We start from the raw sequence: 22,794 nt of genomic DNA on the forward strand, positions 1-22,794 counted from the left end.
TCCATGACAAAAGATTGTCGCATTTCCACTTGCAAGACAGGCATGGCATTCATTGCCGGTGCATTTGCCCTTATTCTGACGGCCACGGGCGCCGGCGCGCAGGCGACGGCCACGATGCCGGGCATGAAGCTGTCCAACGACCAGCCGATCCAGATCGAAAGCGACAAGCTGGAGATCCACGACCAGGAACACACCGCGCTCTTCACCGGCAACGTCAAGGTCGTCCAGGGGACGACGACGATGCAGTCCGGCAAGATGACCGTCTATTACAAGGACAAGGCGGCAAAGCCGGCCGCTGACGGCGCGCAGCCCGCAGCACAGCCGGAGCAGTCGGCCTCGCTTGCATCGGGAAGTGCCGATATCGACAAGATCCTGGTGACGGACAAGGTCTTTTTGACCTCGGGCACGCAGACGGCGACCGCCGATGATGGCAATTTCGACATGGCCTCACAGACATTCATCCTCACCGCGGATGAGGGGAATAAAGTTATTCTGTCGGACGGGCCGAACGTTTTTACCGGCTGCAAGCTGACGGTTCACATGCAGACCGGCCAGGCGGAGCTTGAAAGCTGCGGCGGGCGTGTCCAGATTCAGCTCGATCCGAAGTCGAAGCCGAATACACCGCAGCAGAAGCAGAACTGAGAAGCCGGCCTCCCACGTGAAATTAACATCGCTATCCACCATGTTCGGCAAGCCCGGGCCACAAGCTGCGGGCGCCGCCGACAAGAGCCGCTATCAGGGAACGCTGATCGCTCGCGGTCTGACGAAGACCTATGCGACGCGGCGCGTCGTCAACGGCGTCTCGCTGGTGGTGCGCCGTGGCGAGGCCGTCGGCCTGCTCGGCCCGAACGGCGCCGGCAAGACCACCTGTTTTTACATGATCACCGGCCTCGTGCCGGTCGATGAAGGTACGATCGAGATCGACGGCAACGACGTCACGACCATGCCGATGTACCGCCGCTCGCGCCTCGGCGTCGGTTACCTGCCGCAGGAAGCCTCGATCTTCCGTGGGTTGACGGTGGAAGAGAATATCCGCGCCGTCCTCGAAGTGCATGTGAAGGACAAGGCCGAGCGCGAGCAGAAGCTGAACGAGCTGCTGGAGGAATTCCATATCCAGAAGCTGCGCAAGAGTGCCGCCGTCGCCCTGTCCGGCGGCGAGCGCCGCCGCCTCGAAATCGCGCGTGCGCTTGCGACCGACCCGACCTTCATGCTGCTCGACGAACCCTTCGCCGGCGTCGACCCGATCTCGGTCGCCGACATCCAGAATCTCGTTCACCACCTGACGGCACGCGGCATCGGCGTTCTCATCACCGACCACAATGTGCGCGAGACGCTGGGCCTTATCGACCGCGCCTACATCATCCATGCCGGTGAGGTGCTGACCCATGGCCGGGCGAACGACATCGTCAACAATCCGGAAGTGCGCCGGCTCTACCTCGGCGACAATTTCAGCCTCTGACGCCGGATCCGGATGATTTTAGGCCGGATCGGCAGAAATTCACCGTGCCGTCATACTTCCGCTTGACCAAATACAATAAAAAAGCAATTTTTGGGCCAACTTGGATTTCCGTGGCCTGAAGCCTTGATCGGACGCGGTTTCCCGGAGGAATCGAGGGGAGTTTCGCGTCCGTCATGGCACTGTCCGCCAATCTTTTCCTGCGCCAGACCCAGTCCCTGGTGATGACACCGCAACTGATGCAATCCATCCAGTTGCTGCAGATGACTCATTTCGAACTCAACCAGTTCATCGCCCTGGAAGTGGAGAAGAACCCGCTGCTCGAATTTCCGTCGAATGACGGTGAGGCGGGCGGCGAACGCGGCGATGCCGAAGATGGAGAATATGCTCATCAGCCCGAGGATGCCGGCTCCGACGATGGCTATGACAACCGCGCCGAGGCGCTCTCCAGCGACTGGTATGACAATGGCGGCAGCGCCAGCACCAGCCGGCTGAACGACGAACTCGACGCCAATTACACCAATGTCTTTCCTGACGATGGCGCCCCGCAGCGCCTCGATGCGCCGGAACTCGTCAGCCAGTGGAAGTCGATGCCGGGCAGCGGCGAGGGCGCCGACTACGATCTCGACGATTTCGTCGCCGGCCAGGTGTCGCTGCGCGATCATCTCGCCCAGCAGATCCCCTTCGTCCTACCTGACATGGCCGACCGGCTGATCGCGCAGAATTTCGTCGACCAGCTGGACGACTGCGGTTATCTGCAGGCCGATATCGTCGAGGCTGGCGAGAGGCTGGGCACGAGCCTCGCACAGGCCGAGCGCGTGCTCGCCACCCTCCAGAGCCTTGATCCGCCAGGTGTTTTCGCCCGCAGCCTCTCCGAATGCCTGGCGATCCAGCTCAGGCAGAAGGACCGATACGACCCCGCCATGCAGGCTCTGGTCGAAAACCTCGAACTGCTGGCCCGGCGTGATTTTGCCACGCTGAAGCGGCTCTGCGGCGTCGATGAGGAAGATCTTCTCGACATGCTCGGCGAGATCCGTCAGCTCAATCCCAAGCCCGGCAGCGGCTTCGAAGCGGGTGTTTCCGAAGCGATCACGCCGGATGTAGTCGTCAGGCCCGCCTCGGACGGCGGCTGGCTGGTCGAACTCAATCCGGATACGCTGCCGCGCGTACTGGTCAACCAGTCCTATTTTTCCCGTGTGACGAAGAACGGCGAGGACCACGCCTTCCTCTCCGATTGCCTGCAGAGCGCCAACTGGCTGACCCGCAGCCTCGACCAGCGGGCAAAAACCATCATGAAGGTGGCAAGCGAAATCGTCCGCCAGCAGGACGCCTTCCTGCTGCACGGCGTCGATCACCTGCGCCCGCTGAACCTGAAAACGGTCGCCGAGGCGATCAAGATGCATGAATCCACCGTCAGCCGCGTCACGTCGAACAAATATATGCTGACGCCGCGGGGCCTCTTCGAACTCAAATATTTCTTCACCGTCTCGATCAGCGCCGTCGCCGGCGGCGACAGTCATTCGGCCGAGGCCGTGCGGCACAAGATCCGTGCACTGATCCTGCAGGAGAGCCCGGAGGCGGTGCTTTCCGATGACGATATCGTCGACATGCTGAAGAAGGGCGGCGTCGATCTCGCCCGCCGCACCGTTGCGAAATACAGGGAGGCAATGAACATCGCCTCTTCGGTCCAACGCCGCCGCGAGAAGCGGGCGCTCGCCAAGGTCGCGGGCTTCTGACGCAGCAATGCTTCGACCTCAATCGAAGCATCCGGCCCGCAAATCCCGCTATTCCTCTCCAGCGCCCAAGCGTCTTTTCAGACGCGCAACGGCGCTGCAACCCTTTGAATTGTCTTCAACGAAGATCGAAATGCCGACCATGACGCCGCAAAATTCCAACCTTGCCAGGGAGCTTTTCCTGCTGCTGGTGCTGGCGACCCTTTGGGGCTCCTCCTATAGCTTTATCAAGATCGGCGTCGAGACGATCCCGCCGATAACGTTGATCGCCGCCCGCACGCTGATTGCAGGCGGCATTCTGCTGGCCGTCCTGCATCATCGGCGTGTCCGTCTGCCGCGCGATCGTGCCACCTGGCGGCGGTTTTTCGTTCAGGCCTGCCTGAACAGCGTCGTCCCCTTCACGCTGATCGCCTGGGCGGAACAGTCCGTCGATGCCGGATTGGCGGTAATCCTGAATTCGGCAACGCCGATCTTCACCTTCCTGCTGGCCGTGCTGATCACCCGCCATGAGCAGGTGACGCTGCGAAGGCTTTTCGGCGTCATGGCCGGGCTTGCCGGCATCTGCCTCGTCATCGGCGTCGAAGCGCTCGGCGGTCTCGGTGAAAACCTGATGGCGCAGCTTGCCATCATCCTGGCGACCATCTGTTATGCAGGTGCCGCGATTTTCAGCAAGAATTTCAAGGGGCTCGATCCCGCAGTGCCGGCGGCCGGCTCGTTGATCTCAGGCGCGGTCATTCTCTTGCCAACGAGCCTCGTCGTCGATCGACCGTGGGAAATCGATCCTTCGGCGGCATCGTTGCTGGCGCTGCTGGCCCTCTCCGCCTTTTCGACGGCGCTTGCCTTTGTGATCTATTTCCGTCTCGTCCAGACGCTGGGTTCGGTCGGAACCACCGCGCAGGCCTATCTGAGAGTGCCGATCGGCGTTGCGATCGGCATCGTCTTCATCGGCGAAAGGCTGAGCCCGACGGCCTGGATTGGACTCGTCTGCGTCATATCAGGTGTCGCTGCCATGACGATCCCTGCAAGAGGGCGCGCAACGCAAGCGCGAAACGCGTAAAGTGGATGGGGTGGCGATCGGCGACATGCCTTGCCCGACAAGGTATCCGCCACACGTAGACCGCGTGCCGCCGAGGGTGATTCGGCGCCCTATTGACTTTTCGGCACGCTCTGGCTAGAAGCCCGCCGCAATCGATGCCGCGAACGGCGTCTGGAGTTATCCCCAGCATCAGAAGGGCACCAAGGACCCGCAGGCCTAAGCCGATCTTGCTTGAGATTGTGCGAAGTGCTTGGATGAACCTGAGGCTTGGCGTAAACTGATACCCGCAAACGACCATAAGAAGGGAAACTCCATGAGTGTGCGTGTATCCGGGAAACATATGGAAATTGGTGAATCGTTCCGTCAAAAGATCGAGGACCAAATTGGTATGGCCATCACGAAATACTTCGACGGGGGATATTCCGGCCAGGTGACCGTGGAAAAGGCGAGTTCTCGTTACTCGGCGGATTGCAAGCTGCATCTCGACAGCGGGGTGGTGCTGCATGCAGCCGGCGAGGCGACCGACCCGCAATTGGCTTTCGACGCGGCTTCCCAGCGGATCGAAAAGCGGCTGCGGCGATACAAGCGCAAGCTGAAGGACCATCACGCCGGAAGCCATCTGAATGGTTTTGCAGAGGTCTCCTACACGGTCATGGATTCCGTTCCTGATCACGATGATGAAATCGCCGACGATTTCGCTCCCGCGATCGTCGCTGAAAGCACGAAGCAGCTGAAGACCATGTCGGTCGCCACCGCAGTGATGGCGCTCGACATGACCGACGAGCCGCTTCTCCTGTTCCGCAGCCCCGGCAAGGAACATCTGAACATCGTTTACCGTCGGCACGACGGAAATATTGGCTGGATCGATTCAGCCAGTATCAAAGGCTGAGATCAGGGTGGTGAGCGGCGGTATTGCCGCCGCTCCTTGCATTTGATCCCGGCGACAGAAGGAAAAAGAAATGGCATTGGCAGATTTGCTCCATCAGGATGCGATCATTCCCGCCCTCAGAGTAAATTCCAAGAAACAGTTGCTTCAGGAATTGGCTGCAAGAGCCTCCAGGATCACCGGGCTTTCCGAACGGGAGATCTTCGACGTCATCCTGCAGCGCGAACGCCTGGGCTCGACCGGAGTCGGCAACGGCATCGCCATTCCTCACGGCAAGCTGGGAAACATCCATTCGATCGTCGGCATCTTCGCCCGGCTGGAGCAGCCGGTCGATTTCGAGGCGCTGGACGACCAGCCTGTCGATCTCGTGTTCCTGCTGCTTGCGCCGGAGGGCGCGGGCGCTGATCATCTGAAGGCCCTGTCGCGTATCGCCCGCGTGCTGCGCGATCACGATCTGGTCGCCAAGCTGCGCGCCACCGATTCCGCCTCGGCGATCTACGCCTTCCTCAACGAAGAGCAGACGTCGAACGCTGCCTGACGCGCGTCGCGCGATAACGCATTAATTCTCGAATGTGAAAAGGCGCCGGGTTTCCCAGGCGCCTTTTGCATTATGAAGGGCTGAACGATCAGAACTCTTCCCAGCTGTCCTGCGCCACGGCAGCGGATCCGCGCGACGGGACAGCCGCGCGGCGGACCGCCGGGGCGGCCGCACGATGCGAAAGGGCTGAAGTCGCCGGTGCCCGCATCTTTTGCGCGACGGAGGCAAGGGCCGCGGCGCCCGAACCCGAGACGTTGAAGCGCGTGGCCAGCGCCTTCAGCGTTTGTGCCTCGTCGTTGAGCGCGACGCTGGCAGCGGTCGCTTCCTCTACCATGGCTGCATTCTGCTGTGTCACCTGGTCCATCTGGTTCATGGCCTGGTTGATTTCCTTCAAGCCGACAGCCTGTTCGCTGGCCGATGCCGAGATCTGCCGGATGAGGTCGTTGATGCCCATCACCTGCTCGGCGATCTTGTGCAGCGTGCCGCCGGCGCGCCCGACGAGATCGACGCCCTCCTTGACCTGGACGGCCGAGCTGTTGATCAGCGTCTTGATCTCCTTGGCGGCATTGGCAGAACGCTGTGCGAGTTCACGCACCTCCTGGGCGACGACTGCAAAACCCTTGCCGGCTTCCCCGGCGCGCGCCGCCTCGACACCGGCGTTCAGGGCGAGCAGGTTGGTCTGGAAGGCGATCTCGTCGATGACGCCGATGATCCGCGAAACCTCCGTCGAGGACTGTTCGATCCCTTGCATCGAGGCGATCGCCTTCTGCACCACTTCGCCGGACTTTTCGGCGTCCTGGCAGGCGAGGTTGACGTTGTCGGCCGCCGTGCGCGCATTCTCGGCGCTGGAATCGACCTGCGCGGTGAGTTCGTTGAGCGCGGCCGCCGTCTCTTCCAGGCTGGCAGCCTGCTGCTCGGTGCGCTTGGCGAGGTCGGAAGCGCTGTTGCTGATTTCACCGGTGCCTGAGCCGATATTGGCGACGCTGAGGTTCATCGTGTTGATGGTCTCTTCGAGGCTCGCGAGCGCGGCGTTGAAATCCTGCTTCAGCTTGCCGTATTCGCCGGGGAACTCGTCGGTGATGCGGTGGGTGAGATTGCCCTGCGAAAGTTCGGAAAGGCCGGCGCCGACGATCGAGACGATATGGCGCTGCAGCGACACCGATTCCTGGCGTTCCGATTCCGAGCGGCTGCGCTCGGTCTCGTGCGCCTGCCGCTGGTCGGCGGCCTCGTCTTCGAGGCGGCGGCTGTCGGCGAGGGTGAAGCGGAAGCCTTCCAGCGCCTTGGCGACCGAACCGACTTCGTCGCTGCGGTCCTGGGCGGCGACCGGTTCGCCATATTGGCCGTCGCTCAGCGCCTTGACGCTGGCGACCAGCCCGCCGAGCGGCCGCTGCACGAAAGAGCGGATGGCGAAATAGAGCGCCAGCATGACGGCGCCAAGCACGATCAGCCCGTTGATGATCATCATATAGGTCTGGTCTCGCACCGGCGCGTTGATCGCCGTGTGCGGCACGTCGACGAGCACGACCCAGGTGGCGTTGACGCCGGGGACCGGGAATGGATAGACGACGCGATCGAAGGGATCGAGGCCGTCATAAGTGAGGTTCCTGACGAGGCCGGGCTGTTTGCTCGACAGCGCCGACTTGACGATATCGGCGCCCTCGCCGTCATATTCCTTGGTCATCAGCTCGGGGATCGGCGCGACGATCCAGTTGCCGGCCTGCGACAGCAGCGTGACGCGGCCCGAACCGAAAGGATGCAGTGCCTGCAGCTTATCGGTCAACGACTTCAGCGAAATATCGACGCCACCGACGCCGATCATCTTACCACCAGACATGACCGGATAGGCAATCGAGGTCAGCAGCGTCGGCACGTCGGTTCCTTCGGCCATATAGGGCGTGGTGATCGCGCCCTTGCCGCTGTCGGCGGCGAGCTTCCACCATGCGGCGCTGTAATCATTGTCGAAGGTCGAATATTGGATGCCGCCGTCCTTGGTCTTCGACCAGTAAGGCGTGAAGGCGCCGTTCTTGTTGGTGCCTTCGTCATTGTTGTTGGCGATCTCGGTGCTCTTGCCGTCAAGCGCGCCGAGCTGCTCGCAGAACCAGCTGCCGAAGGCGAAGGCATTCTGCTCGAGATTGGCCTTCAGCACGTTGATCATGCCCTTGCGATCGAGCGACTTGCCTTCATGGCCGCGGCCGATGACGCCCGACATGGTGCGTGCGGCGCTGGCGAGTTCGCCGACATTGGCGGCGATTTCATTGGCGATCGACTTTGCCTCGAGGTTGGCCTGATCCATCGTCAGCGTCTGGACGCGATCCCGGGTCTGGCCGATGAGGAAAAAGTTCGAAACGATGAGAACAAGCGCGATGGCGATGCCGGTGATGACGATGAGTTTCGCGGCAAGCGATTTCATGCGAAAAATGAACATGGGGTCCTCGGGCAAGGATGCGCCGAACGGGCATTCTCCGGCGCAGGAGCAAAGGCTTTGCCCCATCATGGAGCAGCCGCTTGGACGGCCGGATTCCAGAAAGTGCGAGGCGCCGGCGGCCATGAGGAACATCGCCGGAGATCTCTTAAATTTGAATGAAAACTCTATCGATCGGGGCCAGGAAAATCGCCGGAACGCCCTGAATTACAGGGCGTTCCGGCGGCCATTTCGCAAAGAGACGCCCTTATATCCTGTCTGCGACTTCCTCGCTCAAAGGGATCGACGGTTGCGCCCCGGCCTTGAGGCAGGCGAGCGAACCGGCAACCGCCGCACGGCGCAGCGCCGAGACAAAATCGAGGCCGTCGTCGAGGCTGGCAGCGAAATAGCCGCAGAAAGTGTCTCCGGCGCCGACCGTATCGACAGGTTCGATCTTGAGGCCCTGCGCCCTTGAAATCGCCCCGTCACGAATGGCGATGACCCCGTCGGCGCCGAGCGTCACGATCAGCGTCTGGCCCGTCTCCGCATGCAGATGCACAAGGGCTGCCTCGCGCGCCTGCGCGTCCATCCCCTCCTGCCCGGCGAGCCGCTCGAACTCGGTCTCGTTGGCGATGACGATATCGGCGAGCCGGCCGAGACGCGGCGCATCGGGGATCAGCGGCGCGAGGTTGAGGATGCTGGTGACGCCCTTGGCGCGGGCCGCCGACAGCGCGCCTTCGACGGCCGCAGCCGGCACTTCGAGCTGCAGCATCAGGATATCGCCTTCGTTCATGCGGCCGATTGCCGTCTCGGCATCGGCAGGTGTGACCTGGCCATTGGCGCCGGGAACGACGGCAATCATGTTTTCTCCGTCGCCGCCGACAAGGATCAGCGCCGTTCCGGTGGGACCGTCGACATGTTTGATCAGAGAAAGGTCGGTACCTGCATCATCGAGCAGGGCCAGCGCCTCCTCAGCGAAAGCATCCTTGCCGACGGCGCCGGCCATATGCACGTAGCGGCCGGCGCGACGGGCCGCCAGCGCCTGGTTGGCGCCCTTGCCGCCGGCGGCCGTGGCAAAGCCGTTGCCGGCCACCGTCTCGCCGGGCTTCGGCAGGCGCTCGGTCGTGGCGATGAGATCCATGTTGATGGACCCGAAAACTGTGATCATGAATGTGTCCCGTCTTCTGGAGCATGATTCCGAAAAGTGTGATCGGTTTTCGGACGACATCATGCTCCTACTGCTTCACGCGGACGAGACACTGCCCGAAGCGGTCAGTCCTCGTCAACCACCCGGAGCTTCAGAAGACCGGTGCGGCTCTCCACCGATTTGGCCGCGGCTTCGTTGTCGCGGGCGGGTTTAGTGTCGCCGCCGCCTGCCTCGAATTCCAGCGCTTCGATCTTGGCGCCGCGCTTAGCGAGCTTGTCGGCTGACGTGACCACCATGTCGATATCCTTCTGCGCCATGGCGAAATGACCCTGCAGTTTGCGCACCCGCTCGTCGAGGCGGCTGAGATCATCCATCAGGATCGCCACTTCGCCCTGGATCAGATGCGCCTGCGCCCGCATGCGCTGGTCCTTGAGCACGGCCTGGATGACCTGGATCGACAGCATCAGCAGCGACGGCGAGACGATGACGATGCGCGCGCGGTGCGCCTTCTGCACCACCGGCTCGAAGTGCTCGTGGATCTCGGCGAAGATCGATTCGGACGGCACGAAGAGAAAGGCCGTATCCTGGGTTTCCCCCTGGATCAGATATTTCTCGGAAATGTCCCTTATATGGACCTCCATGTCGCGGCGGAACTGCTGGCCGGCGATCTTGCCGGCCTCGGGGCTGCCGGCGTCGCGGATCGCGTTCCAGGCTTCGAGCGGAAATTTTGCGTCGATCACCAGCGGCGGCGCGCCGTTCGGCATGCGGATCGTGCAGTCCGGCCGCGAACCGTTGGACAGCGTCTGCTGGAAGGCGTAGGCGCCCATCGGCAGACCGTCGGCGACGATCGTTTCCATCCTGGACTGGCCGAAGGCGCCGCGCGTCTGCTTGTTGGACAGAATAGCCTGCAGCCCGACGACATCCTTGGCAAGCGTCTGGATATTGTTCTGCGCGGCATCGATGACCGCCAGCCGCTCCTGCAGCCGTTGCAGGTTCTCATGCGTCGATTTGGTCTGCTCGGTGATCGTCGAGCTGACGCGCTGCGACATGCCGTCGAGGCGTTGGCTGATCGTCTGGTTGAGTTCGCTCTGCCGCGCGCCGAAGACCTCGGTCATCGCCGCGATGCGGCCCTGCATCTCCGCCTGGATCTTCAAAAGCTCGGCCATGCGCGCTTCGTTTTCCTCAGCGCGAAAGCTCGCTTCCTCCGCCTGCTCGCGGCGAAGGCTGGCGCCGCGCAGGAGAAGCACGATCACCAGCAGGGCGAGGGCGGCGAGAACGCCGCCGACAAGCGCCAGCATGGCCGGGCTGATCGAGGCAAGGGCAAGGGCAAGCGATTCGGAATGGATGGTCATGGCGCAAGCATAACAGAAGAAGTGGCGATATATAGATCAAAACGTGAACGGAATGAGCCGCCCTCAATATCCTTTCAAGCGATCGCTCTTCCTCGCTCGGGGAGAAGAAATCGCCGTCCGATTTAACGATTGCTCAACCATATTGGCCAAAACCTGCGGCGCAGAAATTCCTTCCCGCGCGCGTCGCGCCAAGTACAGAGATCTCCATGACCGCCCAGCAGACCGACAGTGCCCTCAGGCAGCGCCTCGATTTCATCGAACTGGATGAAGCGGCGCGCAAGTCGATGCGGGATCTGCGCCCGGTCATATCGGAGCTGATCGGCGGCGCCCTCGACAAATTCTACGCCAAGATCGCCAAGACCCCCGCTGTCGCCGACAAGTCCCAACTGGGCCATGCCAAGAAGCGTCAGCAGGATCATTGGACCAATCTTACTGGTGGCACGTTCGACGAGCGCTATGTCGACGACGTGACCGCGGTCGGCCGCATGCATGAGCGCATGGGGCTGGAACCGCGCTGGTCTATCGGCGGTTACGCCATCGTCATGTCCGAACTCGTCAAGGGCATCATGGAAAAGCAGTGGCCTTCGATCTTCGCGCGCCGAGAGGGCAAGCTGCTGGCCGAGAAGCTGTCGGCGGTCGTCAAATCAGGCATGCTCGACATGGATTATTCCATCTCGGTCTATCTCGAGACGCTCGAAGCAAAGGGCCGCGCCTTGGAAGAGCAGCGCGCTGAGGCCGAATCCGATCAGGCGATTGCGCTGGAGCAACTGCGCCGTGGTCTGGAAGCGCTGTCGAACGGCGATCTCGAAGCCACCCTGCCGTCCGACCTGCCGGGCAATTTCCGGCAGATGGCGGAGGACTACAACCGCGCCGTCAGGGCGCTAAGCCAGTCCTTCGCATCCGTGCGCGAGACTTCTGGCCATATCAAGAACGGTGCCGACGTCATTTCCAACGCGACCAACGATCTGGCGCTGCGCACCGCGCAGCAGGCGGCAGGCGTCGAGGAGAGCTCGGCCGCGCTGCAGCAGCTGTCCGTCAGCGTCGGCCAGACGGCCGCCAACGCCGAGAAGGCGTCGGATGCCGTGCGCGAGACGCAAGAGAAGGCGAAGAACTCCGGCGAACTCGTCACCAGCGCCGTCTCGGCGATGGCCGGCATCGAGAAATCCTCGACCGGGATCTCCAAGATCATCGGCGTCATCGATGAGATCGCCTTCCAGACCAACCTCTTGGCGCTGAACGCGGGCGTCGAGGCGGCGCGTGCCGGTGATGCCGGTAAGGGTTTTGCCGTCGTCGCCCAGGAAGTCCGCCAGCTTGCGCAACGCACCGCGGAAGCGGCCAAGGAGATCAAGAACCTGATTTCGCAGAGCTCGACGCAGGTCAATCAGGGCGTCGGCATCGTCTCCAGCACCGGCGAAGCGCTGAACGACATGATCAGCCGCATCGACATCATCAACCGTTTCGTCGCCGATATCGCCGCCGCTGCCCGCGATCAGGCGACCGGCGTCAACGAGGTCAGCCTCGCCGTCCGCAACATGGGTGCGATCACCCAGCAGAATTCGGACATGGTCGAGCACTCTTCAGCAGAAACCCGCCGCCTGAAGGACGAGGTGGAGACCCTGATCGAGCTGCTGCGGCGTTTCCGCGCCCGGCCGGAAGGCCGTTCCGCCACCAGTGCCCGCCGGGCGGCGTGAGGCGAATATGGCGAAATTCCAGGCGGGGATGCAAAAAAGCGTATTCCCCGCCTGCCGGATAATTCCATAGTCGGAAAAGATGGGTTATGGGAACGCCATGACCATCAAGCCACTCATCATTCTTCCCGATCCCGTTCTCCGCCAGCTGTCCAAGCCGATCGAGCGGGTGGATTCCGACCTGCAGCGTCTTGCCGACGATATGCTGGAAACCATGTACGACGCGCCAGGCATCGGCCTTGCCGCCATCCAGATCGGCGTGCCGCGCCGTGTGCTCGTCATCGACATCGCCCGCGAGGGCGAGGAAAAGCAGCCGCAGGTCTTCATCAATCCTGAGATCGTCAGATCGTCCGACGAGCGTTCCGTCTATGAGGAAGGCTGTCTTTCGATTCCGGATTATTATGCTGAGGTCGAGCGCCCGGCTGTCGTCTCGGTCAAATATCTCGACCGCAACGGCAAGGAACAGACCGTGGAAGCCGACGGCCTGCTCGCCACCTGCCTGCAGCACGAGATCGACCACCTGAACGGCGTGCTGTTCATCGATTACATCTCGCGGCTGAAGCGGGAGATGGTGATCAAGAAATTCACCAAGGCGGCGAAGTCCAAGGCGCTCTGACGCTACGTTGAAAATTCACCGGCGACGCACTATGATATCACTGATATCATGATGGAGGCGCCGTATGGGTGATTTTCTGATCAGAAATATTTCCGACGCAATGAAGCGAGACATTGCGGAATCGGCGCAGCGGAGCGGAAACAGCCTTTCCGACGAGGCCAAGGAGCTTTTGCGGGAAGCGCTGAAAAGAAAAACCGAGGCAAAGCCCGAGACTCTGTCGGCGTATGAAGCAATACGCGCCGCTTTCGTCAGCGAAAACGCAGTCGACGATGAATTTGCTGCAATCATGGACGAAATCGAGGCCGCGCGGAAAAAGGATTTCGGCCGGCCGTTCGAGGATTTCGAATGATCGTTCTCGATACGAATGTGATTTCCGAGTTCGCCAGGCCAGTGCCGAATGAAAAGGTGAAGGCCTGGATGTTGCGGCAGGATGGCGCGAGAATCTGGCTTTGCACGGTTGGCTTGATGGAGCAGATTTACGGAGCCGAAAGGGTTTTCTTGAAGACAGGATCGGACCGCTTCTTTCGCGCGATCGAGAATTTGGTGAAAGGCCAGTTTCGCGATCGTATCGCCGGCTGGGATTTGGAAACGGCCATGGCAACCGGTCGCTTGCGGGCGAAACGCGAAAACATGGGGCGGCCGATTTCGGTCCAGGATGCCATGATTGCCGCCATCTGCCTTGCAAACGGCGCGACGCTTGCGACCCGCAACACCAGAGATTTCGAAGGGCTTGATCTCAAGCTCGTAAACCCGTTTGAAGACGGTTGATCCTCAATTGGCGAGATAAAATGTCTCTTCGCATCATCTTCATGGGAACCCCGGAGTTCTCGGTTCCGACCCTGCGCCTGCTCGTCGATGCCGGCCACAGGATCGTAGCGGTCTATACGCAGCCGCCACGGCCGGGAGGGCGGCGCGGCCTCGATCTGCAGAAATCGCCGGTGCATCAGGCGGCCGAACTGCTCGGCCTGCCGGTCTTCACCCCGGTCAATTTCAAGGACCCCGAGGAGCGTGAAAGGTTTCGTGGCCTGAATGCCGATGTCGGCGTCGTCGTTGCCTACGGACTGTTGCTGCCGGAAGCGATTTTGAACGGCACCAGGGATGGCTGCTACAACGGTCATGCCTCGCTGCTGCCGCGCTGGCGGGGTGCGGCACCGATCCAGCGGGCGATCATGGCCGGCGACGCAAAGACCGGCATGATGGTGATGAAGATGGACAAGGGTCTGGATACCGGCGCCGTGGCACTCACCCGCGAGGTCGAGATCGGCCCGAACATGACGGCTGGCGAACTGCACGACCGGCTGATGCTGGTCGGCGCCAAGGCGATGGCGGAGGCCATGGTGAAACTCGAAATGAACGACCTGCCGCTGACGCCGCAGCCGGAAGACGGCGTGCTCTATGCCGCCAAGATCGACAAGGCCGAGACGCGCATCGATTTTTCCAGGGATGCCAGCGACGTGCACAATCACATCCGCGGCCTGGCGCCGTTTCCGGGTGCCTGGTTCGAGCTTGAGATCGGCGGCAAGCCGGAGCGGGTGAAGGTGCTGGCGTCCGAACTGGCTGAGGGGCAGGGTGCTGCCGGGCAATTGCTGACCGATGATCTCGTGGTCGCCTGCGGCTCGGGCGCGGTGCGGCTGACCAGGCTGCAGAAGGCCGGCGGCAAGCCGCTGGCGGCCGCCGATTTCCTCAGGGGCACGCCGCTTGCGGCGGGCACGAGGCTTTCCTGATGCCGCGTTTCCGCATGATCGTCGAATATGACGGCGGCCCCTATGTCGGCTGGCAGCGGCAGGAAAATGGCCACTCGGTGCAGGGCGCGATCGAGGCGGCGGTGCTTTCGCTGACCGGTGAGACGGTCTTGGTGCGCGGCGCCGGCCGTACCGATTCCGGCGTCCACGCCATGGGGCAGGTGATCCATGCCGATCTTTCGAAGGAGTGGTCGCCCTACCAGCTGCAGAATGCGTTGAACGCGCATCTGAGGCTTGCCGGCGAGCGCGTCTCCATTCTCGACGTCGGGGTGGCTGCCGAGTTCTTCGATGCGCGTTTTTCGGCGCTGCGGCGCCATTACCTCTATCGCATCGTCAGCCGCCGGGCGCCGCTGGCGCTCGAAGCCGGCAAGGCCTGGTGGGTGCCGAAGGTGCTCGACCACGAGGTCATGCATGCTGCCGCCCAGAGGCTGGTCGGCAAGCACGATTTCTCCACCTTCCGCGCCGCCCATTGCCAGGCAAACAGTCCGGTGCGTACCCTCGACCGGCTGGATGTGACGCGCAATGGCGAGCTGATCGAGATCCGCGCCACGGCGCAGAGTTTTCTCCACAACCAGATCCGTTCCTTCGCCGGCACGCTGAAGCTCGCCGGCGAAGGCAAATGGACGCCTGATGATGTCGAGGCGACGCTTAAGGCGCGCGACCGCAAGGCCTGCGGCCCGGTGGCGCCGCCGGACGGACTCTATTTCATGCAGGTGGATTATCCCGACGTGATCCCCGACCGCCGAAGGCCGGTTACCGATACCGATGCCAATGACGGGGATGCTGACGATCCCTCGTAAGTTTACTCAGACGGGATAGATGCCGAGGAAGTGCTGCAGATATTCCGAAAGGATCATCGATGGCACGAGCAGCACCAGTGTCAGCGCCCCGACCATCAGCGCATGACCGTGGCAGATCATCCGGAGAATGCGCGCCAGCACGAAGACCTGCGCCAGCATGAAGGCGAGCAGCAGCAGCGAGACGAGGCCGACGGAGCCGGGCAGGAAGAACACCAGCGCCAGCAGCAGCCCGTTGATATAGGAAAGCGGCACGCCGAGCCAGTTGACGCTGACGACGACCGGGGCGAAACGCTCGCCCATGCGGACGGCAAGCAGCAGCAACCCGGCAAAGACCAGCGGCACGAACCAGTTGGCGACCTCGACGAGGCCGAGCCTGATATAGAAGGGAAAATCGACATCGGCTTCCGGCGGCATCGCCCGCAGGAAGGCCTGTCGCCACCAGAGCCAGGAAATACCCATCGGCGGCAGGCACCAGAGCATCGCCCAGAACGAACGGTTGACGCCGCGCTCGGACATATCAAGGTAGCGGAAGCCGCGCGGATCCAGCCGGATCAGCAGCCAGAGGCCGGCCAGGTAATATTGAACTTCCCTAAAGCCCGGCATTGGCGATCCAGCGGGCGATGAAGGTTTCGTAGATTGCCGTCAGCGTCTCCAGATCGGCGACAGCGACGCGCTCGTCGACCATGTGCATCGTTTGGCCGACGAGGCCGAACTCGACGACCGGGCAATAATCCTTGATGAAGCGCGCATCCGATGTGCCGCCGGTGGTCGAAAGCCGCGGCGACTGGCCGGAAATGCTTTCGACGGCTGAAGACAGCGAGGCGATCAGCGCATTGTTGCGCGTCAGGAAGACATGGCTCGGCCGATCGGCCCAGACGATATCATAGGCCACCGGTTGGCGGCCCGGCCGCAAGGCGCCATCCCGGGCGGCGGCATCGAGACGGCGCAGGATTTCGGCACGCAGCGTTTCGACCGTCCAGCTGTCGTTGAAGCGGATGTTGAAGCTTGCCGATGCCTTGGCCGGAATGACGTTGGTCGCCGGATTGCCGACATCGACCGTGGTCACTTCGAGGTTCGACGGCTGGAAATCGTCGGTGCCGCCGTCAAACGGCGGGTCCATCAGCGCCTGGGTCAGCTGCAGCATGCCGCGCACCGGATTGTCGGCAAGATGCGGATAGGCGGCATGGCCCTGCACGCCGTGAACGGTGATTTTACCCGACAGCGAGCCGCGCCGGCCGATCTTGATCATGTCGCCGAGCCTGTCCGGATTGGTCGGCTCTCCGACAAGGCAGGCATCCCAGCGCTCGCCGCGCTCGGCCGCCCATTGCAGCAGCTTGATCGTACCGTTGATCGCCGGACCTTCTTCGTCGCCGGTGATGAGGAAGGAGATCGAGCCGGCCGGTGGCCCGTTTTTCTCGATATGGCGGGCGACGGCGGCGACGAAACAGGCGATGCCGCCCTTCATGTCGACGGCGCCGCGGCCGAAAAGCTCGCCCTTCGAAATCTGGGCCTCAAACGGCGGATGCGTCCAGGCGGCTTCGTCGCCGACCGGCACGACATCGGTATGGCCGGCAAACATCAGATGCGGGCCATCCTTGCCGAGGCGGGCATAGAGGTTTTCGATGTCGGGTGTTCCGGCTTCGCTCGCCTTCACCCTGTCGACAGAAAAGCCGAGCGGCGCAAGCATCGCCTCCAGCGCCGACAGTGCGCCGCCTTCGGCGGGCGTCACGGACGGGCAGCGAATCAGCGTCTGAAGATTGGCGACGGGGTCGGTAGCGGTCATGGCGGTCGAACTATCCGGCGGGAATGGCAAAGACATGGCAAGGCGGGGCCGCCTCGCGTAAAAAGACGCCGTCTGTTTACCGGATCAACGTCCCGGTGTCATCAATCTCTGAGCAGCTCGTTGATGCCGGTCTTCGAGCGGGTCTTTTCATCGACGCGCTTGACGATGACGGCGCAGTAGAGATGCGGCGCCGGCTGGCCGTTGCCCATCGTCGCATTGCCCGACGGCATCGAGCCGGCGACGACGACGGAATAGGGCGGCACTTCGCCGTAGGTCACCTCGCCGGTGGCGCGGTCGACGATCTTGGTCGACTTGCCGATAAAGACGCCCATGCCGAGCACCGAGCCTTCGCGGATGATGCAGCCTTCGACCACCTCGGAACGGGCGCCGATGAAGCAATTGTCCTCGATGATCGTCGGGCCCGCCTGCATCGGCTCCAACACGCCGCCAATGCCGACGCCGCCGGAGAGATGCACATGTTTGCCGATCTGCGCGCAGGAGCCGACCGTTGCCCAGGTATCGACCATGGTGCCTTCACCGACATAGGCGCCGAGATTGACGAAGGAAGGCATCAGGATGGCGTTCGGGGCGATGTAAGCCGAGCGGCGCACGACGCAGTTCGGCACGGCGCGGAAGCCGGCGGCGCGGAAGTGGTTCTCGCCCCAGTTTTCGAACTTCGAAGGAACCTTGTCCCACCAGGTCGAGTTGCCCGAGCCGCCCTTCACCACGTCCATGTCGTTGAGGCGGAAGGACAAGAGCACGGCCTTCTTCAGCCACTGATTGACCGACCAGGCGCCGTCGGCGGAGCGTTCGGCGACACGGGCCTTGCCGGCATCGAGCAGATCGAGCGCTGCTTCGACCGCATCGCGAACCTCGCCCTTCGTCGACGTGTTCACATTGTCGCGATTGTCGAAGGCGGCTTCGATGATCTTTTCGAGGGATGCGAGGTCGGTGGCGCTCATGAGAATTCCTTAAACTTCGATCTTTATCGTGGAGACGGCGGGGTCTCCGGAATGCGGTTGGCAGGGATGTATCCTGCTCTACAGCATGAAGCCGTAGAACGGAATGATTTTTCCGACAAGATCATATCTGGATTCAAGGCGTTATAGCGACATATCCGGCTTCGTGGCCGGCAATACTGAAAGGCATTTCGACATGGCGAAGGGACGAAACGGCGGTTCGCGGCGCAAGGATGGCGTATGGGACCCGCTGAAGAGCAGCTCGACCGACAGGCAGCGCGCCGAAGCCGTGCCGAAAACGCCGCAGACGATGTCGCCTGCCTATCGCCTTGCCTATGTCGACGAGGATTTCCTCTGCCGTGAGGAGCTGCGGCCGATCCGCCTGCAGCTGGAACTGATGAAGCCGGAGATGATGCTGACCGAACGCGGCATCAAGTCGACCGTCGTCATGTTCGGCGGCGCCCGCATTCCCGCCCCCGGCCAGAGCGCCTGGGCAGCCCGCAACGACATCCAGCGCGTCAACCTGGAGGCCGCTTCCGTCTATTATGACGAGGCGCGAAAATTCGCCCGGCTCTGCTCGAAATATTCGGCTACCTTCAATTTCCACGAATATGTCATCGTTACCGGCGGCGGCCCCGGCGTGATGGAGGCCGGCAATCGCGGCGCAGCCGACGAGGGCGCCCCTTCGATCGGCCTCAACATCGTGCTGCCGCACGAGCAGGCGCCGAACGCCTACGTGACGCCGGAGCTCAGCTTCAACTTCCACTATTTCGCCATCCGCAAGATGCATTTCATGGTGCGCGCCAAGGCGATCGCGGTCTTCCCGGGCGGCTTCGGCACGCTCGACGAATTCTTCGAATGCCTGACGCTGATCCAGACCGGCCGCATGGAGCGCCTGCCGCTGATCCTCTTCGGGGAGGCGTTCTGGCGGAGCATCATCAATTTCGACGCATTGGCGGAATTCGGGACGATCGCGCCCGACGACGTCAAGCTGATCAGCTTCGTCGATACGGCAGAAGAGGCATGGAAGATCGTCCAGAATTTCTACGAACACCGCGAATAGGCGCTTCGGAGGAATAGGCCGCAGAGCCTCTCCCCGCCGAGGCGGGGAAAGGCAGGGGAAGTCGCCATCCTGTTCTAGAGCAACGGCCGGTCCGGCATGTCATCGATCGAGATGACGCCATCCTTGTTGCGGTCCATCCGCGCAAACAGCTTGTCGAAGGCGGCTGTGGCTTCCTGTTTGGAAATCTGGCCGTTCTGATCGGTATCGATCCGCTGCATCATCAGCGAGGCACGCATGATGTTGCCGCCATGGCGCATCCAGCGATGTCCGTCACGACCATCGTGACCTTCGCGCGGCGGCCGTCCCTGGTCGTTATTGTCTGGCGTCGCGGCTGCGGCATTCGCATCCTTGTTTTCGCCGGCCTCCTGCTTGCGCTGATCTCGCATCGCCTGCATCTGCGTTTTCCGGTACTCACGGATTTCGCCCGGGGTCAGCGAGCCATCCTTGTTGGTATCGATCGCGGCGAAGATCTTGTCGAGGCCGGCGGTCGCCTCGTCCTTGGAGATCTGTCCATCCTTGTTCGTATCGAATTGCTTGAGCATGCGGACATAGGTGATTTCGCGGAAGGCAGCGGAGCCTGGACCCGGGCGGCCCATGCCGGCATGCTGGCGCGGCCCATCACCCGGTGCGGCAAAAACTGCTCCGGCGGCTGCGCCGAAAATGAGGGTGGAGGAAAGCGCTGCCAGTATCAGCTTGTTGCGGTACATCGTGTTTGCCTTTCGTAAGGTGTCCCCTCACGAAAGAAGATATGGCCGCAGCCCCGGAAGACCCAGTTAAACATCGGTAAGCTAAGTGAAAACTTCGTAATCTAATGCATGTCGCCCAAAAGTGTGCGGCGGTTTTGGGAAACGACATGCATCAAATAAAGACTGGCTGTCAGCCGGTAATCTTGCCGAGAAAAGCGGCGAGGTCGTCGGTGACGAAATCGATATGATCCTCTTCGCCGCTGGTCTTTTCCCACCATTCGACCACTGTCTCTTCCAGATTGCGCGGCACGAGCAGCACGGTCTGCATCCCGAGCGCCTTCGGCACCGTCAGATTGCGCGGCAGATCCTCGAACATGGCCGCCTTGGTGGTTTCGACGCGCTTCAGCGCCGTGAACTTGTCGTAGGTCGCCTGCGCCGGCTTCGGCACGTAGTCGGCCGCGACGATATCGAAGATGTCGTCGAAATGTTCGAGAATGCCGAGCGCCTCCGCCGTCATTTCGGCATGCTTGACGCTGCCATTGGTGAAGATGAACTTGCGCCCCGGCAGCGCCTTGATCGCCTCGCCGAGTTCCGGCTGCGGCGTCAGCGCCGTGTAGTCGATCGCATGCGCCTTTTCGAGAAAGTCGTTCGGGTCGATGCCGTGATGGATCATCAGGCCCTGCAGCGTCGTGCCATGGTCGAGGTAATATTGCTTCTGCAGCTTGCGCGCCTCTTCCCGCTCCATCTGCAAGAGTGCCGCGACATAGGCGGTCATGTTCTTGTCGATCTGCGCGAAGAGATTGACATGATGCGGATAGAGCGTGTTGTCGAGGTCGAAGACCCAGTCTGTGACGTGCTCGAAATCGGCTTTATCAGGCGTGCGGTCGATCTTGGTCATGGCGGTCTTATGGCACGGCTTATCCGCCAAGGAAATCGACAAGAAAGAATAGACGCCCGATTTTCGGCGGACGACGCAGGCACGGGATGCTAGAAAGCGGTCATGCTTTTCGAACGCCCCGATGATGATACGCTCTATGATGCCCTGATCGCGCGCAGTGCCGATTATGAGGGCCAGGCCTATGTCTGCGTCAAGACAACCGGCATCTTCTGCCGTCTGACCTGCCCGGCGCGTAAGCCGAAGCGGGAAAATACGCTCTTTTTCGATACGATCGCCGCCTGCATGCATTCCGGCTTCCGCCCGTGCCAACGCTGCAGGCCGCTGGAGCAGCCTGGCAGGGAGCCGATCGTCGACGAACTGCTTGCCGTATTGGACCGCGAGCCGCAGCTGCGCTGGACCGAGGATGAGCTTGTGCGCCGCGGCCACGATCCTTCGACCGTGCGCCGCGCCTTCAAACGCGGGCTCGGTATGACCTTCCACGATATCGTCCGCTATATCAGGCTGGGCGAGGCGGCCCGGCAGCTGGCCGACGGCGCGCGCGTCATCGATGCGCAGCTCGATGCGGGATATGACTCCCCAAGTGGTTTCCGGACGGCTTTCCAGCGGCTGGTCGGCAAGGCGCCGTCACTGTCGCAGAACCGCGAACTGCTCTTTGCCGACTGGTTCGAGACGCCGCTCGGGCCGATGGTGGCCGTTGCCGACCAGACGCATCTGCATCTTCTCGAATTCCACGACCGTAAGGCGCTGCCGACCGAACTTGAGGCACTGCAGAGGCGTGTCCGCTCGTCGGTCGCGATCGGCCGCACGCCGGCGATCGATCAGATCGCGGCGGAGATCCGGGATTATTTCGAAGGGCGGCTCGCCGTCTTCAAGACGCCGTTGGCGCTCGGCGGCACACCCTTCGAAAAACATGTCTGGGCAAAGCTCATGGAGATTCCTGTCGGCCAGACGCGCGCCTATGGCGATCTCGCAAGGGAAATGGAAAGGCCGGAAGTCGTGCGGGCCGTCGGCCGCGCCAATGGCGCCAACCAGCTTGCCATCATCGTGCCTTGCCATCGCATTCTCGGCGCGGATGGTTCGCTGACCGGCTATGGCGGCGGGCTCTGGCGCAAGCAATGGCTGCTGCGGCATGAAGAGAAGACCAGCACGCAAGCAAAGATGGAGGAGACAGCATGAACCAGAGTGAAAAGGCCAAGGCATTCGGCGCATTGCACCGCAAGGGCGACCCGGTTGTTCTTTACAATATTTGGGACGCCGGGACAGCGAAGGCGGTTGCCGATGCCGGCGCCAAGGCGCTTGCGACGGGAAGCTGGTCGGTCGCCGCTGCCCATGGTTATGCCGACGGCGAGAAGCTGCCGATGTCGGTGCTGGTCGAGACCGCGAAATCCATCACCTCGGTCATCGACCTGCCGCTCTCGGTCGATTTCGAAGGCGCCTATTCGGCCGAGCCTGAGGGGGCTGCGGCCAATGTGGCGAAACTGGTGGAGGCCGGCGCGATCGGCATCAATTTCGAGGATCAGGTGGTCGGCGGTGGCGGGCTTTATCCGGCCGAGAGGCAGGCGGCCCGCATCCGCGCCATTCGCGCCATGGCGGAAGGCAAGGGCATTCCCTTCTTCATCAACGCCCGCACCGATCTTTTTCTGGCCGAGAGTGATCTTTCCAAACATGCGGGGCTGGTGGACGAGGCGATCGAGCGCGGCAGGGCCTATGCGGCCGCCGGCGGCAGCGGCTTCTTCGTGCCGGGCCTGATCGATCCCGCCTTGATCGAGAAGATCTGCGCGGCATCGCCACTGCCCGTCAACATCATGATGCGGACGGGCGCTCCTGATGTGAAGGCGTTGGCAAAGCTCGGCGTCGGCCGTGTCAGCTATGGTCCGGGGCCTTACCGATCAATGATGGAAAAGTTGAAACAGGAGGCGGCGGCGATTTATAGCCCGCTCTGACGTCGAATGCCCGAGGGCCGCAGATCTAAAGCATGTCGCGCAAAAGTGTGCAGCGGTTTTGCGACAA

General features: G+C 62.1%; 23 protein-coding genes. 15 read left to right on the forward strand and 8 right to left on the reverse strand.

The genetic code is table 11. The features are described 5' to 3' along the window. Window positions 1-3: 3 nt before the first annotated feature. The 6 genes from HX898_RS09675 (at window position 4) to ptsN (ending at window position 5,649) form a co-directional block, all read left to right on the forward strand. Window positions 4-642 (forward strand): LptA/OstA family protein, encoded by a 639-nt coding sequence (locus tag HX898_RS09675; protein ID WP_180194543.1) that lies wholly within the window; start codon window positions 4-6, stop codon window positions 640-642. 40 nt (window positions 643-682) lie between these two features. Then, the gene (lptB, locus tag HX898_RS09680; protein ID WP_003556077.1) at window positions 683-1,459 is read left to right on the forward strand and encodes an LPS export ABC transporter ATP-binding protein; all 777 of its coding nucleotides are present in this window, start codon (window positions 683-685) and stop codon (window positions 1,457-1,459) included. Window positions 1,460-1,632: 173 nt separating this feature from the next. Next, entirely contained in the window at window positions 1,633-3,192 is a 1,560-nt protein-coding gene (rpoN, locus tag HX898_RS09685; RefSeq protein ID WP_138388334.1) for an RNA polymerase factor sigma-54, read from the forward strand. A gap of 130 nt (window positions 3,193-3,322) precedes the next feature. Continuing rightward, on the forward strand, window positions 3,323-4,246 hold the full coding sequence (locus tag HX898_RS09690) for an EamA family transporter (RefSeq protein ID WP_180194544.1): 924 nt from the start codon (window positions 3,323-3,325) through the stop codon (window positions 4,244-4,246). 292 nt (window positions 4,247-4,538) lie between these two features. Further along, window positions 4,539-5,114 (forward strand): ribosome-associated translation inhibitor RaiA, encoded by a 576-nt coding sequence (gene raiA, locus HX898_RS09695; RefSeq protein ID WP_011650214.1) that lies wholly within the window; start codon window positions 4,539-4,541, stop codon window positions 5,112-5,114. A 70-nt stretch (window positions 5,115-5,184) separates the two neighbouring features. Beyond that, entirely contained in the window at window positions 5,185-5,649 is a 465-nt protein-coding gene (gene ptsN / locus HX898_RS09700; RefSeq protein WP_017995882.1) for a PTS IIA-like nitrogen regulatory protein PtsN, read from the forward strand. A gap of 88 nt (window positions 5,650-5,737) precedes the next feature. On the opposite strand, the gene HX898_RS09705 is transcribed toward ptsN, so the two are convergent. The 3 genes from HX898_RS09705 to HX898_RS09715 all read right to left on the reverse strand — a co-directional run bounded on the left by HX898_RS09705 (window position 5,738) and on the right by HX898_RS09715 (window position 10,549). After that, entirely contained in the window at window positions 5,738-8,074 is a 2,337-nt protein-coding gene (locus HX898_RS09705) for a methyl-accepting chemotaxis protein (protein ID WP_180194545.1), read from the reverse strand. 244 nt (window positions 8,075-8,318) lie between these two features. After that, entirely contained in the window at window positions 8,319-9,218 is a 900-nt protein-coding gene (locus tag HX898_RS09710; protein ID WP_171599820.1) for a ribokinase, read from the reverse strand. 104 nt (window positions 9,219-9,322) lie between these two features. Next, window positions 9,323-10,549 carry a DNA recombination protein RmuC gene (locus HX898_RS09715; RefSeq protein WP_138332321.1) on the reverse strand — a complete coding sequence of 409 codons (1,227 nt, stop codon included), beginning with the start codon at window positions 10,547-10,549 and terminating at the stop codon, window positions 9,323-9,325. Window positions 10,550-10,755: 206 nt separating this feature from the next. Here HX898_RS09715 and HX898_RS09720 point away from each other — a divergent pair, with 206 nt between their 5' ends. From HX898_RS09720 to truA, 6 genes are all read left to right on the forward strand, one after another. Further along, window positions 10,756-12,240 (forward strand): globin-coupled sensor protein, encoded by a 1,485-nt coding sequence (locus HX898_RS09720; protein ID WP_180194546.1) that lies wholly within the window; start codon window positions 10,756-10,758, stop codon window positions 12,238-12,240. A 97-nt stretch (window positions 12,241-12,337) separates the two neighbouring features. Beyond that, entirely contained in the window at window positions 12,338-12,853 is a 516-nt protein-coding gene (gene def / locus HX898_RS09725; RefSeq protein WP_180194547.1) for a peptide deformylase, read from the forward strand. A gap of 64 nt (window positions 12,854-12,917) precedes the next feature. After that, complete coding sequence (locus HX898_RS09730; protein ID WP_062943809.1) at window positions 12,918-13,202, forward strand: hypothetical protein; 285 nt, start codon at window positions 12,918-12,920, stop codon at window positions 13,200-13,202. Further along, window positions 13,199-13,621 (forward strand): type II toxin-antitoxin system VapC family toxin, encoded by a 423-nt coding sequence (locus HX898_RS09735; RefSeq protein WP_180194548.1) that lies wholly within the window; start codon window positions 13,199-13,201, stop codon window positions 13,619-13,621. The genes HX898_RS09730 and HX898_RS09735 overlap by 4 nt, the downstream gene beginning before the upstream one ends. 20 nt (window positions 13,622-13,641) lie before the next feature. Then, window positions 13,642-14,577, forward strand: a complete 936-nt coding sequence (gene fmt / locus HX898_RS09740) for a methionyl-tRNA formyltransferase (protein WP_130742524.1) — start codon at window positions 13,642-13,644, stop codon at window positions 14,575-14,577. Continuing rightward, window positions 14,577-15,395, forward strand: a complete 819-nt coding sequence (truA, locus tag HX898_RS09745) for a tRNA pseudouridine(38-40) synthase TruA (RefSeq protein ID WP_180194549.1) — start codon at window positions 14,577-14,579, stop codon at window positions 15,393-15,395. The genes fmt and truA overlap by 1 nt, the downstream gene beginning before the upstream one ends. Window positions 15,396-15,401: 6 nt before the next feature. Here truA and HX898_RS09750 read toward each other — a convergent pair whose 3' ends face one another. From HX898_RS09750 to dapD, 3 genes are all read right to left on the reverse strand, one after another. After that, window positions 15,402-15,998 carry a hypothetical protein gene (locus tag HX898_RS09750; protein WP_171599815.1) on the reverse strand — a complete coding sequence of 199 codons (597 nt, stop codon included), beginning with the start codon at window positions 15,996-15,998 and terminating at the stop codon, window positions 15,402-15,404. Continuing rightward, the gene (dapE, locus tag HX898_RS09755; protein WP_180194550.1) at window positions 15,985-17,178 is read right to left on the reverse strand and encodes a succinyl-diaminopimelate desuccinylase; all 1,194 of its coding nucleotides are present in this window, start codon (window positions 17,176-17,178) and stop codon (window positions 15,985-15,987) included. The genes HX898_RS09750 and dapE overlap by 14 nt, the downstream gene beginning before the upstream one ends. A 101-nt stretch (window positions 17,179-17,279) precedes the next feature. Beyond that, window positions 17,280-18,140, reverse strand: a complete 861-nt coding sequence (gene dapD / locus HX898_RS09760) for a 2,3,4,5-tetrahydropyridine-2,6-dicarboxylate N-succinyltransferase (protein WP_003544968.1) — start codon at window positions 18,138-18,140, stop codon at window positions 17,280-17,282. 193 nt (window positions 18,141-18,333) lie between these two features. On the opposite strand from dapD, the gene HX898_RS09765 reads away from it, so the two are divergent. Continuing rightward, entirely contained in the window at window positions 18,334-19,200 is an 867-nt protein-coding gene (locus HX898_RS09765) for an LOG family protein (RefSeq protein ID WP_062943830.1), read from the forward strand. Between the two features lie 74 nt (window positions 19,201-19,274). On the opposite strand, the gene HX898_RS09770 is transcribed toward HX898_RS09765, so the two are convergent. Beyond that, on the reverse strand, window positions 19,275-19,907 hold the full coding sequence (locus tag HX898_RS09770) for an EF-hand domain-containing protein (protein WP_180194551.1): 633 nt from the start codon (window positions 19,905-19,907) through the stop codon (window positions 19,275-19,277). 169 nt (window positions 19,908-20,076) lie between these two features. Further along, window positions 20,077-20,784 carry a pyrimidine 5'-nucleotidase gene (locus HX898_RS09775; protein ID WP_180194552.1) on the reverse strand — a complete coding sequence of 236 codons (708 nt, stop codon included), beginning with the start codon at window positions 20,782-20,784 and terminating at the stop codon, window positions 20,077-20,079. 102 nt (window positions 20,785-20,886) lie between these two features. On the opposite strand from HX898_RS09775, the gene HX898_RS09780 reads away from it, so the two are divergent. Both HX898_RS09780 and HX898_RS09785 read left to right on the forward strand, forming a co-directional pair. Then, complete coding sequence (locus tag HX898_RS09780) at window positions 20,887-21,960, forward strand: trifunctional transcriptional activator/DNA repair protein Ada/methylated-DNA--[protein]-cysteine S-methyltransferase (protein ID WP_180194553.1); 1,074 nt, start codon at window positions 20,887-20,889, stop codon at window positions 21,958-21,960. Further along, window positions 21,957-22,727 (forward strand): isocitrate lyase/phosphoenolpyruvate mutase family protein, encoded by a 771-nt coding sequence (locus HX898_RS09785; RefSeq protein WP_180194554.1) that lies wholly within the window; start codon window positions 21,957-21,959, stop codon window positions 22,725-22,727. Before HX898_RS09780 ends, HX898_RS09785 begins: the two co-directional genes overlap by 4 nt. Window positions 22,728-22,794: the final 67 nt, after the last annotated feature.

The sequence above is a fragment of the Rhizobium sp. WYCCWR 11128 genome, from assembly GCF_013416305.1.
GTDB classification, from domain to species: Bacteria; Pseudomonadota; Alphaproteobacteria; order Rhizobiales; family Rhizobiaceae; genus Rhizobium; species Rhizobium indicum.

Bases quoted from the DNA above. Each gene is read 5' to 3' on its own strand.
- HX898_RS09675 (WP_180194543.1), top strand. From the start codon at position 4: ATGACAAAAGATTGTCGCATTTCCACTTGCAAGACAGGCATGGCATTC.
- lptB (WP_003556077.1), top strand. From the start codon at position 683: ATGTTCGGCAAGCCCGGGCCACAAGCTGCGGGCGCCGCCGACAAGAGC.
- rpoN (WP_138388334.1), top strand. From the start codon at position 1,633: ATGGCACTGTCCGCCAATCTTTTCCTGCGCCAGACCCAGTCCCTGGTG.
- HX898_RS09690 (WP_180194544.1), top strand. From the start codon at position 3,323: ATGCCGACCATGACGCCGCAAAATTCCAACCTTGCCAGGGAGCTTTTC.
- raiA (WP_011650214.1), top strand. From the start codon at position 4,539: ATGAGTGTGCGTGTATCCGGGAAACATATGGAAATTGGTGAATCGTTC.
- ptsN (WP_017995882.1), top strand. From the start codon at position 5,185: ATGGCATTGGCAGATTTGCTCCATCAGGATGCGATCATTCCCGCCCTC.
- HX898_RS09705 (WP_180194545.1), bottom strand. From the start codon at position 8,074: ATGTTCATTTTTCGCATGAAATCGCTTGCCGCGAAACTCATCGTCATC.
- HX898_RS09710 (WP_171599820.1), bottom strand. From the start codon at position 9,218: ATGATCACAGTTTTCGGGTCCATCAACATGGATCTCATCGCCACGACC.
- HX898_RS09715 (WP_138332321.1), bottom strand. From the start codon at position 10,549: ATGACCATCCATTCCGAATCGCTTGCCCTTGCCCTTGCCTCGATCAGC.
- HX898_RS09720 (WP_180194546.1), top strand. From the start codon at position 10,756: ATGACCGCCCAGCAGACCGACAGTGCCCTCAGGCAGCGCCTCGATTTC.
- def (WP_180194547.1), top strand. From the start codon at position 12,338: ATGACCATCAAGCCACTCATCATTCTTCCCGATCCCGTTCTCCGCCAG.
- HX898_RS09730 (WP_062943809.1), top strand. From the start codon at position 12,918: ATGGGTGATTTTCTGATCAGAAATATTTCCGACGCAATGAAGCGAGAC.
- HX898_RS09735 (WP_180194548.1), top strand. From the start codon at position 13,199: ATGATCGTTCTCGATACGAATGTGATTTCCGAGTTCGCCAGGCCAGTG.
- fmt (WP_130742524.1), top strand. From the start codon at position 13,642: ATGTCTCTTCGCATCATCTTCATGGGAACCCCGGAGTTCTCGGTTCCG.
- truA (WP_180194549.1), top strand. From the start codon at position 14,577: ATGCCGCGTTTCCGCATGATCGTCGAATATGACGGCGGCCCCTATGTC.
- HX898_RS09750 (WP_171599815.1), bottom strand. From the start codon at position 15,998: ATGCCGGGCTTTAGGGAAGTTCAATATTACCTGGCCGGCCTCTGGCTG.
- dapE (WP_180194550.1), bottom strand. From the start codon at position 17,178: ATGACCGCTACCGACCCCGTCGCCAATCTTCAGACGCTGATTCGCTGC.
- dapD (WP_003544968.1), bottom strand. From the start codon at position 18,140: ATGAGCGCCACCGACCTCGCATCCCTCGAAAAGATCATCGAAGCCGCC.
- HX898_RS09765 (WP_062943830.1), top strand. From the start codon at position 18,334: ATGGCGAAGGGACGAAACGGCGGTTCGCGGCGCAAGGATGGCGTATGG.
- HX898_RS09770 (WP_180194551.1), bottom strand. From the start codon at position 19,907: ATGTACCGCAACAAGCTGATACTGGCAGCGCTTTCCTCCACCCTCATT.
- HX898_RS09775 (WP_180194552.1), bottom strand. From the start codon at position 20,784: ATGACCAAGATCGACCGCACGCCTGATAAAGCCGATTTCGAGCACGTC.
- HX898_RS09780 (WP_180194553.1), top strand. From the start codon at position 20,887: ATGCTTTTCGAACGCCCCGATGATGATACGCTCTATGATGCCCTGATC.
- HX898_RS09785 (WP_180194554.1), top strand. From the start codon at position 21,957: ATGAACCAGAGTGAAAAGGCCAAGGCATTCGGCGCATTGCACCGCAAG.